The organism is Bacillus sp. D7-8, assembly GCF_052055895.1.
Taxonomy (GTDB): domain Bacteria; phylum Bacillota; class Bacilli; order Bacillales; family Bacillaceae; genus Bacillus; species Bacillus velezensis.
In genome coordinates this window covers 945,592-958,553 of sequence record NZ_CP179922.1, presented here as the reverse complement: position 1 = coordinate 958,553, position 12,962 = coordinate 945,592, and the positions used below count along the sequence as shown (strand labels likewise).

At 47.5% G+C, this 12,962-nt stretch carries 12 protein-coding genes; 5 read left to right on the top strand and 7 right to left on the bottom strand.

Annotated elements, in window-relative coordinates; all coding sequences use genetic code 11:
- Nucleotides 1-3: 3 nt before the first annotated feature.
- From ACKTRM_RS04965 to ACKTRM_RS04955, 3 genes are all read right to left on the bottom strand, one after another.
- Nucleotides 4-1,392 (bottom strand): hemolysin family protein, encoded by a 1,389-nt coding sequence (locus tag ACKTRM_RS04965; RefSeq protein ID WP_007610337.1) that lies wholly within the window; start codon nucleotides 1,390-1,392, stop codon nucleotides 4-6.
- Between the two features lie 229 nt (nucleotides 1,393-1,621).
- Nucleotides 1,622-2,866 carry a beta-ketoacyl synthase N-terminal-like domain-containing protein gene (locus ACKTRM_RS04960; RefSeq protein ID WP_012117179.1) on the bottom strand — a complete coding sequence of 415 codons (1,245 nt, stop codon included), beginning with the start codon at nucleotides 2,864-2,866 and terminating at the stop codon, nucleotides 1,622-1,624.
- A 32-nt stretch (nucleotides 2,867-2,898) separates the two neighbouring features.
- Entirely contained in the window at nucleotides 2,899-4,083 is a 1,185-nt protein-coding gene (locus tag ACKTRM_RS04955; protein WP_012117178.1) for a pyridoxal phosphate-dependent aminotransferase, read from the bottom strand.
- Between the two features lie 179 nt (nucleotides 4,084-4,262).
- Here ACKTRM_RS04955 and ACKTRM_RS04950 point away from each other — a divergent pair, with 179 nt between their 5' ends.
- Both ACKTRM_RS04950 and ACKTRM_RS04945 read left to right on the top strand, forming a co-directional pair.
- Nucleotides 4,263-4,688, top strand: a complete 426-nt coding sequence (locus tag ACKTRM_RS04950) for a MerR family transcriptional regulator (RefSeq protein WP_007409263.1) — start codon at nucleotides 4,263-4,265, stop codon at nucleotides 4,686-4,688.
- A gap of 61 nt (nucleotides 4,689-4,749) precedes the next feature.
- A complete protein-coding gene (locus ACKTRM_RS04945; RefSeq protein WP_003155308.1) occupies nucleotides 4,750-6,084 on the top strand; it encodes a hemolysin family protein in 1,335 nt (444 codons plus the stop codon).
- A gap of 45 nt (nucleotides 6,085-6,129) precedes the next feature.
- Here ACKTRM_RS04945 and ACKTRM_RS04940 read toward each other — a convergent pair whose 3' ends face one another.
- A complete protein-coding gene (locus tag ACKTRM_RS04940; protein ID WP_007409265.1) occupies nucleotides 6,130-6,729 on the bottom strand; it encodes a lysophospholipid acyltransferase family protein in 600 nt (199 codons plus the stop codon).
- Nucleotides 6,730-6,969: 240 nt separating this feature from the next.
- Here ACKTRM_RS04940 and sigM point away from each other — a divergent pair, with 240 nt between their 5' ends.
- From sigM to ACKTRM_RS04925, 3 genes are read left to right on the top strand one after another with little or no spacing between them, the layout of a single operon-like run.
- Nucleotides 6,970-7,461 carry an RNA polymerase sigma factor SigM gene (sigM, locus tag ACKTRM_RS04935; protein WP_003155312.1) on the top strand — a complete coding sequence of 164 codons (492 nt, stop codon included), beginning with the start codon at nucleotides 6,970-6,972 and terminating at the stop codon, nucleotides 7,459-7,461.
- Nucleotides 7,451-8,527: an anti-sigma factor gene (locus ACKTRM_RS04930; RefSeq protein ID WP_088005355.1), complete on the top strand. Its 1,077-nt coding sequence runs from the start codon at nucleotides 7,451-7,453 to the stop codon at nucleotides 8,525-8,527. The genes sigM and ACKTRM_RS04930 overlap by 11 nt, the downstream gene beginning before the upstream one ends.
- Nucleotides 8,515-8,805, top strand: coding sequence for an anti-sigma-M factor (locus ACKTRM_RS04925; protein WP_003155315.1), 291 nt, complete (start codon nucleotides 8,515-8,517; stop codon nucleotides 8,803-8,805). The genes ACKTRM_RS04930 and ACKTRM_RS04925 overlap by 13 nt, the downstream gene beginning before the upstream one ends.
- 36 nt (nucleotides 8,806-8,841) lie before the next feature.
- Here the strand turns inward: ACKTRM_RS04925 and ACKTRM_RS04920 are convergent, their stop codons facing one another.
- The 3 genes from ACKTRM_RS04920 to ACKTRM_RS04910 all read right to left on the bottom strand — a co-directional run bounded on the left by ACKTRM_RS04920 (nucleotide 8,842) and on the right by ACKTRM_RS04910 (nucleotide 12,918).
- A complete protein-coding gene (locus tag ACKTRM_RS04920; RefSeq protein ID WP_012117177.1) occupies nucleotides 8,842-10,197 on the bottom strand; it encodes a sodium-dependent transporter in 1,356 nt (451 codons plus the stop codon).
- A 114-nt stretch (nucleotides 10,198-10,311) separates the two neighbouring features.
- On the bottom strand, nucleotides 10,312-11,715 hold the full coding sequence (locus ACKTRM_RS04915; RefSeq protein WP_012117176.1) for an amino acid permease: 1,404 nt from the start codon (nucleotides 11,713-11,715) through the stop codon (nucleotides 10,312-10,314).
- A 333-nt stretch (nucleotides 11,716-12,048) separates the two neighbouring features.
- Nucleotides 12,049-12,918: an SDR family oxidoreductase gene (locus ACKTRM_RS04910; protein WP_007409269.1), complete on the bottom strand. Its 870-nt coding sequence runs from the start codon at nucleotides 12,916-12,918 to the stop codon at nucleotides 12,049-12,051.
- Nucleotides 12,919-12,962 lie beyond the last annotated feature (44 nt).

Below are 12,962 nucleotides of genomic sequence, written 5' to 3'. Positions count from 1 at the left end.
AGCTTATTTTTCGCTCAAGGTTGCGTTATGAAGCATGACCGTTTCAGGCACGGGCAGCTGGCGGTTTATTGTACCCTGACCGCCCGGGCGGCCCTGTTCTTCTTTGAGTTCAAGCTGTTTAATAAACCGGCCGTCCATTTCTAATATGAGGGCAGTGTATCCCCCTATTTGTATCGACTCACCCGCACAGATGTCAATATTCCGTTTCAGCACAAGACCGCCGATCGTGTCGACTTCCTCTTCAATCCCTGCGCCGAGAAGATGATTCACCTGATCAATCCGAACCTTTCCGTCCAGCACATAATGGCGTTCGGACAGCTTTTGAATCTGCGGCTGTTCGTCCTCATCAAATTCGTCTCTGATATCGCCGACGATTTCTTCAAGGATGTCTTCGGTCGTCACAAGACCGGACGTTCCGCCGTATTCATCAGACAATATCGCCAAATGAATCCGTTCTCTCTGCATTTTTATCAGCAGGTCGTGTATCGGGATCGTCTCGATGACTTCAATCACCGGGCGGACGTATGACGTGATGGATACTTCCGCTTTTTCATCTTCTGTCATAAACAGCAGATCTGAAAAGAGATGCTTCGTATTGATCATGCCGATGACACTGTCTTTGTCCCCGTCCGTTACGGGCCAGCGCGTATATTTGTCTTTCAGCATCATATCAAGCATTTCCGGCACGTCCATATCAGTGGAAACAGCCGCGATTTCTTTTCTCGGGATCATGATTTCCTTGGCGATCCGATTATCAAAATCAAAAATTTTATTCACAAATGTATATTCAGACGGATTGATTTCTCCGTTTTTTAAACTTTCTGACAGCAGGATCCGCAGCTCTTCTTCAGAGTGGGAGCCTTCATGCTCAGATGCCGGCTTTAATCCGGCCAAACCGGTCAGAATTCTCGCGGAGCCGTTCAGCACCCAAATAAACGGGAACATGAACACGTAAAATAACCGAAGCGGTCCGGCAATCCATAACGTCAGCTTTTCCGCTTTTTGAATCGCAACCGTTTTAGGCGCAAGCTCACCGACGACGACATGCAGAAACGTAATCAGCCCGTACGCCGCAGCAAAAGCAATCACATGCTCAGCAGAATCCGGCAGCCCCATGCCCTGAAACACAGGATGAAGCATCCGTTCAAATGCAGGCTCTCCCAGTACGCCGAGCCCGATGGATGTGAGTGTAATGCCAAGCTGCGAGGCGGATAAATACTCATCAAGATCCGTAATGATACGCTTTGCGAGCACCGCCCGTCTGTTCCCTTCTGAAATGAGCTGATCGATTCTGGATCTTCTCACTCTGACGATCGCAAATTCACTCGCCACGAAAAATGCCGTTAACGCAATGAGCACACCGATTAAAATCAAACTGTCAATATCGTCCATTTCACCTTATCCCGAATTGAAGGATAAGGACGTCACCTCCTGATTTCATCGTTTTTTCTTAAGCGAGAGGAACGAAATGGATGATTGACTACACAGAGGGCCCCATCCTGCCACCTCCTAAGTCAAAGCATGATTGTCATTTGTATAGTTTATTGTATCACAACTCCATTCTTTCATCATTTTCAGATTTTTATCATATAAAAAACAGCCTTCAAAAAGAAGGCTGCCGTTATCTGCTTCGGAAATGATTTTCTAAACAAAGCGCCGTATTAATCCCCCCGAATCCCATGCTTAAGCTTAACGCATGGTGTACGGTATGGGCGCTCGGCCCGTCGGTCACCCACTGAAATGAATCGTCAATCGGCTCCGTTAAGTTTCGGATCGGATGAAGCTTGTTTTCCCGCATTTGCAAGAGAGCAGCAATGATTTCCACCGTTCCGGCCGCACTCAGACCGTGTCCGGTAATCGATTTTGTCGCATTAATCCGCGCGTGCGACAGGCCGCTTTCAGAAAGCGCCCGGCATTCAGTCTTATCACCGATCGGCGAACCGGTGCCGTGCGGGTTGATGTAATCGATCTCTTTTGCTGAAAGACCGGCCCGCTCCAGCGCATGGCGGATCACCGTCATTTCGCCCTCTGCTGAAGGATTCGGGTTGCGGTTCGCATCGGAAGCCATCCCCCAGCCCTTTAAGCCGGCCCACGATCGTGCGCCCCTCTGTTCGGCAGATTCAGCGCGTTCCAGCACAATCGCCCCGCACGCCTCTCCGAATATAAACCCGTCCGTATGCCGGTCAAACGGGCGGCAGGCGGCTTCAGGCCGTTCAGCGTATGTATCAGTGCCCATCGCTCCCAAAGAACGGAGAGCATGACACTCCATGTACGACAGATCGGCCAGCGCCCCGATCACGATGCACCGGTCAAACAGGCCGCCTTTGATTCCTTGAGCAGCCTGAATAACCGCCGCCTGGCCGCTTGCCGACGCGCCGCCGACCGTAAAGGCCGGCCCTTTTATCCCGAATTGCTCCGTACAAAGCCCCGACAAATCACTATCCATAAAAGAAAGCCCGTATGTCGGATTTACAAATTGCGGCGTTTCACCGTTTTTCTCAAAGGCCTGCAGCAATTCGCGCTGCGTCATATTCGAGCCGCCGATGATCAGACCGGTGCGGCTGTGATCAGCGCCGTCTAATTGAGCGTCATGCCACGCTTCATATAAAGCGATAAGCGCCGTCTTTCCTGATAATGCGGCCCTTCGGTACAAGCGCTTCGACAGCGCGTCCGGCGGCGTTAATTCGCTAAGCTCCGCGCCGATAAACGAACTGCCTTTCTGCCGGCCGGGCCGTTTCATCACATCAAAGGCGTGCCGCCCCTCCATAAGCGCATCGAGAAACGCCTCCTTGCCTTGTCCGACCGCGGTTAAGACTCCGATTCCTGTAATGCTGATGTCTGACGTGCCATTATTACTCCTCGACATTTGTCCGTTCTCCCATCTTTATGTATTGGAAGCTATGAAGAAAAATCTTGATACAGTGCTTTGAAAATATCGCGTGACTGTCTGATCTGTTCTGAAGGCACGCTGAAAGATAATCGGAAATAGCCGCTTTTTCCAAATCCGCTGCCGGGTACGATCAATAGTTTGTATTTCTGTGCGGCATGCATGCAGAATGCCACCTCGTCTTCAATCGGTGATTTCGGAAAGACGAAAAAGCCTCCTTTCGGCATTTCAAATTCGAAACCGGCTTCTGTGAGGATGTCCACCATAAGGTCTCTCCGCTTTCTGTAAGGTTCAGCGTCAATCGAAAGATCATCCATTCTCGCCACGGCACGCTGCATCATGACCGGAGCGTTCACAAAGCCGAGCGTCCGGTTGCAGAAAACGAACGCATCCGTCAGAAGATCGCCCTCAGGCATTTGGGCGTCTGCCGCGATATACCCGAGCCTTTCCCCCGCAATGCCGAGATCTTTACTGAACGAACTGACTAAAATCACGCGGTGATACGCCTGAAACGGATTCGCCTGCTCTTCTCCGTAGATCAGCTGGCTGTACGGTTCATCAAATAAAATAAATATGCTTTGGCCGTTCCGCTCTTCGGCTTCTTTTAATAAGGCGCCCAATTCGTTAAGGTTTTTCTGGCTGAGCACAGTCCCCGTCGGATTATGCGGCGTATTAACGATCAGTCCTTTCGTACGGGGGGTGATCGCACCTTTAACCGCTTCAATATCAATCTCAAATGAATCAGTCAGCGGGCAGATGACGGGTCTGCCGCGGTAATTTTCAACATACGCTTTATATTCCGCAAAATAAGGCGAAAGAAGGATGACTTCTTCCTCGGGGTTTAAAATGCTTTTCAGCGCGACATTCAGCGCCCCGCCGGCTCCGACCGTCATGACTGTATGCCTGGGGGAAATTTCTGTCTGAAACCGCTCTGACAAAAAGCGCGCAACCTTTTCTCTCGCCTCCGGAAGCCCCTGGTTTTGTATGTATCCGTGCCGCCCTGTTTCAGCCGCTTCGCAAAGCGCCTTTTTAAATGTTTCAGGCGGCTCCGCAACCGGATTTCCTATTGAAAAGTCAAACACCTTATCGGCGCCGAACTCTTTTTTCAGCCGAGCGCCTTCATCAAATAGTTTGCGTATCCATGAACCTTTCTCCAGATTCTGTGTCACTTCCCGTGATAAACCGGCCACTGTCATCTGTCCCTTCTGTCTTTTTCTTCCGTTTCTATTTACAATGATTATGAAAGATTTACATGGCGCAGTCAACGCTTTTTCAGACAGCCCGCCGCGCCGTTTCAGGAGAAAGACGGAAAACAATAAACTTGTGCAAACTCCCCTTCATATATTAAACTATTCTCATAACTATAACGTGATGGTTGGGGAGGGATTTAGATGGGGCTGAGACTTATCGCATCAGTGAATTAGCAGAGCTTGCCGGTGTAACGAAACGCACGGTGGATTACTACACAAACCTCGGGCTTTTAAAGCCTGACAGGTCTTGTTCGAACTATCGTTACTACGATACACTTGCACTTAATCGGTTAAAGTTTATAGTCGCTTGTAAAAAGCAGCGATTGGCCCTGTCTGATATAAAAGATCGACTGGAGAACCAGTTTCCCTCTTCAGCCCTGCCTGACGATATTGGAAATCTGGCATCGGAAATTGATCACATGAATCAAAACATCTCCGTGATCTTGAATCGGTTTGAAAAGCTTGAACCAGAGGAGCGCGCCCAGCTGAAAAAAAGGCTGGCTCCTGAAAAGCTTGCAGTGCTTCAATCATTTATGCTGCTGTTAAGTTAAACCATTATCTTACTAACAGGAGGTGTTACCTTCATCTTCCCAAAAGGAGTGAAGGTTCTAATTGGACATTGTGAATTTGATTTTAGTCGCGGTTTTAATCGCGCTGACGGCATTTTTCGTAGCATCTGAGTTTGCGATAATCAGAATCAGAGGCTCACGGGTTGACCAGCTTATAGCAGAAGGAAATAAAGCCGCAATCGGTGTCAAAAAAGTGACCACGCATTTAGATGAGTATTTATCGGCGTGCCAGCTCGGCATAACATTGACTTCCATCGGTCTTGGTGTCTTAGGCGAATCAACGATTGAACGCTTGCTTCATCCGCTTTTCACAAAGATAAACGTACCAAGCTCATTATCGCATATTATTTCATTTATTCTCGCCTATGCGATCATTACATTCTTACACGTGGTCGTGGGAGAGTTGGCGCCGAAAACAGTCGCCATCCAGAAAGCGGAAGCCGTTTCAATGCTGTTTTCGAAACCGCTCATTTGGTTTTACCGCATCATGTTCCCGTTTATCTGGCTTCTGAACAACTCCGCCCGTCTTTTAACGAAGACGTTCGGTCTGGAGACGGTGTCTGAAAATGAGCTTGCCCACTCTGAAGAAGAGCTGCGCATCATTTTATCGGAAAGCTATAAAAGCGGTGAAATCAACCAGTCTGAATTTAAATACGTGAACAAAATCTTTGAATTTGACGACAGACTTGCAAAAGAAATCATGATTCCGCGTACGGAAATCGTCAGTCTGCCGCATGATATCAAAATTTCTGAAATGATGGACATCATTCAGATTGAAAAATATACCCGGTACCCTGTCGAAGAGGGTGACAAAGATAATATTATCGGCGTTATTAACATTAAAGAAGTGCTGACCGCCTGCATCAGCGGCGAAGTATCAGTCGACTCGCCGATTACCGATTTTGTCAATCCGATCATCCATGTGATTGAGTCGGCACCGATTCACGATCTGCTTGTAAAAATGCAGAAGGAACGGGTTCATATGGCGATTCTGTCGGATGAATACGGCGGAACCGCGGGGCTTGTCACCGTTGAAGACATTATTGAAGAAATCGTCGGGGAAATCCGTGATGAATTTGATATCGATGAAATCAACGAAATCCGCAAACTCGGCGACGGCCATTACATGCTTGACGGCAAGGTCCTGATTGATCAAGTGAACGAACTCCTCGGCATCCATTTAGAAAATGACGAGGTCGACACCATTGGCGGCTGGTTCCTTACCCAGAAATACGACGTCGAACAATACGACTCGATTATCGAAGAAGGCTGTGAATTTATCATTAATGAAATTGACGGCCACCACGTCGCATATATCGAAGTGAAAAAACTGGCGTTTGATGAACTGCTGGAAACCGCCGAACAAAAAGAAGCATAACAAAAAAGCTTGCGCGTCTGATACAGACGGCAAGCTTTTTTTCATTTACAGTTGTTCAAGTTTTTTCTCAAGCTCTTTAATTCTGGCATTCAGCTCTTCTGTCATGGCCGCAAGCCTCTCCTTCGGCGCAAGATCGGAAAAGTCCTCCAAAAAAATCGGCTCGCCGATGATAAGCCGCATTTTTCCCTTTTTAAACAGCGCTTTTCCCGTAGACGGCCCTTTATATGCGGCCGGAACGAGCGGCGCTTTTCCCATTTGGGCGATGGTCACGGCCCCTCTTTTCAGCGGGACGTCTTCTGATGTTCTCGTACCGCTCGGAAAAATCCCGACAATCTTTCCTTCCTTCAGAAGCTTAATCGGCGTTTTAATGCTGCTTGGGCCCGGATTTTCACGGTCAACCGGGAACGCGTGAATCTTCTTCAAAAAACGTCCGATCCACTTTTTCTGAAACAGCTCTTTTTTCGCCATATAATGAATCTGATGGGGCAATATCCCGACACCGAGCGTGAGGACGTCCACCCAGCCCGCATGCGTGCACGCGATAACGAATCCTTTATCAGACGGAAGATTCTCTTTATTGTACACTTTCACTCCTCCGCGCAGGGATAGAATGCATTTGATGGCATTTGCACAAAACTTATACATAACGCACTTCCTTTGTTGTAATGATCAAAAGTGTTCTCTCTCTCTATTATAACAATATTTTTTATTACCTGGTACTAATAATTATATTTTTCCTCCGCCGATCTCTATCTTTTATGACGGATTTTGGGTACTATAGAGAAATGGTGTTTGATGAGGTGAAAATGAATTTAAGCCGTTTGCATGGAACGTGCAACTTTAAACCTTTCTTATGCGTGTATAACATAGAGGGGAGAAAAGGCAGTGACGATCGATGAAATTTACCAAATGTATATGAATGATGTTTACCGGTTCCTGCTCTCCATGACAAAAGACAAGCATCTCGCTGAAGATTTGCTGCAGGAAACCTTTATGAGGGCATACATACACATTCACTCCTACGACCACAGCAAAGTAAAGCCATGGCTTTTTCAAGTGGCGAGAAATGCGTTTATAGATTATGTCAGAAAACATAAAAAGGAAGTGACCATTTCCGATGACTTAATTGGGAGCCTTTTTCAGACGGCTGTTCAAAGCCCGGCTCATCAGATTGAAATCAAGGAAGTGCTGACAGGGTATATGTCCGAACTTCCCGACAATTATCGGGAGGCCTTAACACTGTATTATTTAAAAGAACTGAATTACAAAGAAGCATCCCATATTATGAATATTTCAGAGGCTAATTTTAAAAGTGTTTTATTTCGTGCCAGACAGCGGCTGAAAGCACTTTATAATAGAGGTGTTAATGATGAATGAAGAATTTAAAAAGCGTTTTTACCAATACAAAAATGGAGAAATGAGCGACCGGGAAATGGCCGCCTTTGAAGAAGAGCTGGAAAAGCTGGAAGTCTATCAGGAGTTGATTGAAAGCGAAATGCAGGACGACCGGGAATGGGACGTCGGCATCAGCCCGGAAAAACAGAAGGCCATTTTATCATACGGAAAACGCAAATCGTATTTGCGGATTTCAGTTCTCGCCGTCATCTCCACTTTGATGATTTTGCCGCTTTGTACATTAGGAAGCTACCTCTATTACGGTCTGGGAGGAAAAGAAAGCACCGGCAATCAATTAATGGAGACCGCGGCAGTGACGGTGGCGACCACAATGCCGAACGTCCTCGTCGATACCTCCGGACTGAAAAGCCAGGTGAAGCTGTTTGGAATGAATACGGAATTTCCGTTGCAAAAGCAGATCGGCACAAAAACGAAATCCGTCGGCGGAGAACGGATTGAAATGTTTTTAGATACGGTCAAATCGCCTGCCGTTAACTACTATGATCTAGACGCGGCACAGGCAAAGCATTATTTCGCCCATCCTTCCGGCTTAAAGGAACGCACGATTGACAAAGCCGGACAGACATTAAAAAAATTGCCTGAAGGAAGCGTGGCGGAGGTCTATCTTTCTTATGACAGGGCCTACCCTTCTTCTCAAGTATATTCGACTTTTAAAAAATACGATGTGAAGTTTTTATGGAACGCGGTCGAAACGGAGAAAAATCTGAAAGACAGTCCTTATGCAGAGCCGTTAGGATTTCCCGGGAAAGATTCCAAGATGGTGTCCTCTTTCGAAACGCAAGGACAGACAGACCGTGAACAATTTATCAATGCCCTTGAATTTATGTCCCGCCATAAAAAATGGGCGCATGCAATATCGAAACGCAAAGACATGAATCTTGGCAGCCGAATCGACTATGTTGAACATCACGGAATGAACGTATACGGCTCTGTCGTGACGGGGCCGACAAAAGAAATCGAACGTCTGCTGAAAAACAAAACAGTAAAAGCAGCAAACATCGGTGAGGTGGAATTATGGAATTGGTAAGAATTTTTAAAGAGCATAATGTTTTCGGCTGGATATCAGTCGGTACCGCGATTTTGTCGCTGCTGCTTTTGAACGTGGCAATCATCAGCAATGTGACTTTCTATTCTTATCAGATGCTGCCGTTTGCGATGGCCGCCGTGCCGTTCGGCATCATTGAGCTGTTTATTAAAAAAGGACGGACGGGCCCGGGACTGCTCGGTGTCATTCTCAATCTGTTCGTCATTGTCTGTGTATATACGATCGTTGCGGTTGATACGAATCTGCAATTCGGTTTTTAAACATAAAAACAGGCCCTTTTACGGGGGCCTGTTTTTTTAAAATGAAAGAACGCCGATTAAATGCAGCAATACGACGATGATCGCCAGCGGCACGAGATATTTCAGAAGGAAATACCACACCTGAAAGAAACGATAGCCGATGGCGGAACCGCTTTTCATCTCGGCAAACAGCTCCTGCTTCGGTATTTTCAGCGGGACGAAGATTGATATTAATAAAGCGCCGAGCGGAATCAGCACATTGCTGACGGTGAAATCCGCAAGATCAAAAAACGTTTTTCCGAACAAATGAACATCACCGAGAACACCGTATGATAAACAGGACGGAATTCCGACTAAGAAAATGAGCAGACCGCTTGTCCACGACAGCTTCTTTCTTTTCGTTTCATCACCTTTCCCGACAGTCGCCACGATAATTTCCACCATCGAAAAGGCCGAAGTCAGCGCGGCGAAGAAAAAGACCGCCAAAAAGCTGATAAAAAACAGCGAGCCGAACGGCAGCCGGTCAAAAACAGCCGGCAGCACGGTAAACAGCAGTGTAGGCCCTTCATCCGGTTTAAAGCCGAACGAAAAAACCGCCGGGAAAATGGCCAGTCCCGCAAACAGCGTAACGAGCACATTCATCATAACAATGGAACCCGCCGAACCCGGAAGATTTTGGGTTTTCGGCAGATACGAACTGTATGTCACCATGACCGAAACACCGAGCGTTAATGTAAAAAACGCCTGTCCTAAAGCATATAGGATGGATTCCGGCGTCAAATCTTCAAAGTGCGGAACCAATAAAAATCTAATCCCCTCAACGGCATGATCGAGCGTGACTGATCGCAGCACAAGCAATAGAAACAGCACGAATAAAATCGGCATCAGCACCGCACTGACACGTTCAATCCCTTTCTGCACGCCTTTTGCGACGACCGCCACCGTCATGATCATAAATACAAGCTGCGCAATGAGAGTCTGGATCGGATTTTCAATGACCGTCCCGAACACCGTGCCGTACTGCTCCTGAGTGAGCCCGGATAAAGAACCGGTAACGGCTTTTAACACATAAAGCAAAATCCACCCGCCGACAACACTGTAAAAAGACAAAACTAAAAAACAGGCCGCCACACCCACATAACCCGTGAGGTGCCATACCGACTTCGGCGCGGCTTGTTTGTAGGCATCAATCGCATTTGTCTGGCTCCGTCTTCCGAAAATAAATTCACCGAGCAAAAGCGGATAGCCTAAAAGCACGGTAAAGAGGACGAATACAAGAAAAAAAGCGCCTCCCCCGTTCGTACCCGCTACGTAAGGGAACTTCCAAATGGCTCCCAGGCCGATCGCCGAACCGGCAGCGGCCATAATAAATCCTATTTTTGAGGCCCATTGAACCCTTTTTTGGTCAGACACGACTTTCCACTTCCCTTCCGCCCTATATTATCCCTTATTCACTGCGATAACTTAAGCCCATTTCAATATGTTTCATTATTCCGAAAAATAAAAAGGAGCGGCGGGTGCCGCTCCTTACAAATCCCCGTTTAATTTCGAATGCTTTCTCGAATATAAGAAATAAATCACCAGACCGATGATCAGCCAGATAAAGAAACGGAATATGGTGGTGGCGCCAAGGTTAATAATCAAAAACACGCAGAACAGAATGGACAATATCGGAATAAAGGGAACCCCCGGACATTTAAAAGCCCTGGGCAGATCAGGCTGTTTCTTTCTCAATACGATAACCGCCACGGAAATCAGGACAAATGCGGCAAGCGTGCCGATGTTCACCAGCTTCGCCAGTTCATCAAGCGGGACGAGCGAGCCGAGTAATGCCGACAGGATGCCGAACACCCATGTCACCACGTGCGGCGTTTTATGCTTCGGATGGACTTTTGAAAGCGCCCCCGGCACCAAACCGTCACGGGACATGGCAAACATCACCCTCGTCTGGCCGTACAGCATGACGAGCATCACCGTTGTCATCCCCAACACTGCGCCGATATCAATAATCCCGGCCACCCAATTCTGTCCGGCCATCTGCAGGACGAGAGACACGGGATGGTCAACGCCTTCAAAGCGGGCAAACGGAACGACGCCCGTCATAATCGCCGATACGGTCACATACAGCACGGTGCAGACGATTAATGAAAAGATAATTCCTTTCGGCAGATCCTTCGCCGGATTTTTCGTTTCTTCAGCGGCGGAAGAGACGGCGTCAAAACCGATAAAAGAGAAGAAAACGAGCGCCGCGGCACTGAAAACACCGCCGAACCCCATCGGTATAAACGGCTGCCAGTTGTGAGGTTTGACATATACGGCCGCAACGGCGATAAACAATAGAACAACCAGAACCTTCAAAATGACCATAATATTATTGACCCGCTTCGATTCCTTAATGCCTAAATAGAGAAGGAATGTAATCGCAAGCACGATAACAAATGCGGGGAGATTAAAGAATGTGACCGTGCCTTTAATAGATCCCGGCGCGGCCGTTAATGCGGTCGGAAGATGAATGCCGAAGCCCGCCAAGAATGATTGAAAATAGCCGGACCACCCGACCGAAACCGCGCTGACGGCGAGCATATATTCCAAGATTAAATCCCATCCGATGATAAACGCGAGAAGTTCACCCAGTGTCGCATAAGTAAACGTGTAGACGGAACCTGAAACCGGGACGCTTGAAGCAAATTCGGCATATGACAGAGCCGCAAATAAACACGCAAGAGCGGCGATGACAAATGAAACGGTCAGCCCCGGCCCCGCCGTGACAGCGCCTGTTCCGGTTAATACAAAAATCCCCGTTCCGATGATGGCCCCTATCCCCAGAAGGGTCAAATCAAAGGCCCCTAACTCTCTTTTCAGCGACTTTTCCCCGCTCGTTGCGGCAAGCAGGTCCTGAATGCTTTTCTTTCTGAATACGCTCCCCTTCATCTGCTTCACTCCTTGTAAACCAATATATGTTAGAATATTCAGATAACAATAGAAATAATGACTAAATTCTTATTTTTCGCATGAAATGTTTCAGCACATCATTCCTTTCTCCTATGTCATATTATAGCGAAAAATATAAAAATGAAAATAACTTTTTTGAAAATTCTATATATTATTTTTAGTTTTCATAAAACAGAACTCAGCGGATTCTCCACTGTTAAATATCGGCATTAGTGATTCAGCTGGCGACTTCCATCTTTTAAAAATCGTATTCATATGTACGTTCAAATAAAAATCCCGCCCTTTTTAAAAGCGCGGGATAAGACTTGCGTATTATGTTGAAATAAATCTGCCGCCATTTACGTGAATGGTTTGCCCCGTCATATAGGAAGATTCGTCTGAAGCCAGAAGCACGTAAGCTCCCGCGTGTTCCGCAGGCTGTCCCGGTCTTCCCATCGGAGTGTCCAGACCATGCTTTTCCACCTTTTCTTCAGTAAACGTTGCCGGAATCAGGGCGGTCCAGATCGGGCCAGGGGCCACCGCATTTACTCTGATCCCCTGATCGGCCAATGACATCGCCATTGAACGCGTAAAGGAAACGATGCCGCCTTTCGTGCATGAATAGTCGATCAATGATGTGTCTCCCTGATAAGCGGTAATAGACGTTGTATTAATGATGGCGCTCCCTCTTTGCAGGTGGGGCAGCACGGCTTTTGTCATATGAAACATAGAAAACATGTTTGTACGGAATGTCTTCTCCAGCTGTTCAGCTGTAATATCAAGAATCCCGTTTTGCGGATGCTGCTCAGCCGCATTATTAACGAGAATATCTATTTTTCCGTAGTGATCTAAGACTTGCCGGACCGCCTTCTGACAATGCGCCTCATCACCGACGTCTCCCGGAATTAACAGGCATTCGGCCTGGTATTCTTCCGCACGCTTTTTCGTTCTCTCAGCATCGGCATGTTCGTCTAGGTACAGGATGGCAAGATCCGCTCCTTCCTTCGCGTAAGCGATCGCAGCCGCTGCGCCGATGCCGCTGTCTCCGCCCGTGATGACGGCGACTTTTCCTTTTAATCTGCCCGACCCTTTTACATCCGGGTCCTCCAAGAGCGGTTTCGGCTCCATGTCTGACTCAATGCCGGGCTGGCGCTTTTGCACCTGCGGCTTTTGTCCTTCCGTCTGTCTGTCCATCGGATTCATATTCTCACACTCCTGCAATTGGTATTACTGAGACGATACCACGC

What these genes read in the sequence shown, in the direction of transcription:
- ACKTRM_RS04965 (WP_007610337.1), bottom strand. Translation starts at nt 1,392, where the DNA reads ATGGACGATATTGACAGTTTGATTTTAATCGGTGTGCTCATTGCGTTA.
- ACKTRM_RS04960 (WP_012117179.1), bottom strand. Translation starts at nt 2,866, where the DNA reads ATGTCGAGGAGTAATAATGGCACGTCAGACATCAGCATTACAGGAATC.
- ACKTRM_RS04955 (WP_012117178.1), bottom strand. Translation starts at nt 4,083, where the DNA reads ATGACAGTGGCCGGTTTATCACGGGAAGTGACACAGAATCTGGAGAAA.
- ACKTRM_RS04940 (WP_007409265.1), bottom strand. Translation starts at nt 6,729, where the DNA reads ATGTATAAGTTTTGTGCAAATGCCATCAAATGCATTCTATCCCTGCGC.
- ACKTRM_RS04930 (WP_088005355.1), top strand. Translation starts at nt 7,451, where the DNA reads ATGATGAATGAAGAATTTAAAAAGCGTTTTTACCAATACAAAAATGGA.
- ACKTRM_RS04925 (WP_003155315.1), top strand. Translation starts at nt 8,515, where the DNA reads ATGGAATTGGTAAGAATTTTTAAAGAGCATAATGTTTTCGGCTGGATA.
- ACKTRM_RS04915 (WP_012117176.1), bottom strand. Translation starts at nt 11,715, where the DNA reads ATGAAGGGGAGCGTATTCAGAAAGAAAAGCATTCAGGACCTGCTTGCC.
- ACKTRM_RS04910 (WP_007409269.1), bottom strand. Translation starts at nt 12,918, where the DNA reads ATGAATCCGATGGACAGACAGACGGAAGGACAAAAGCCGCAGGTGCAA.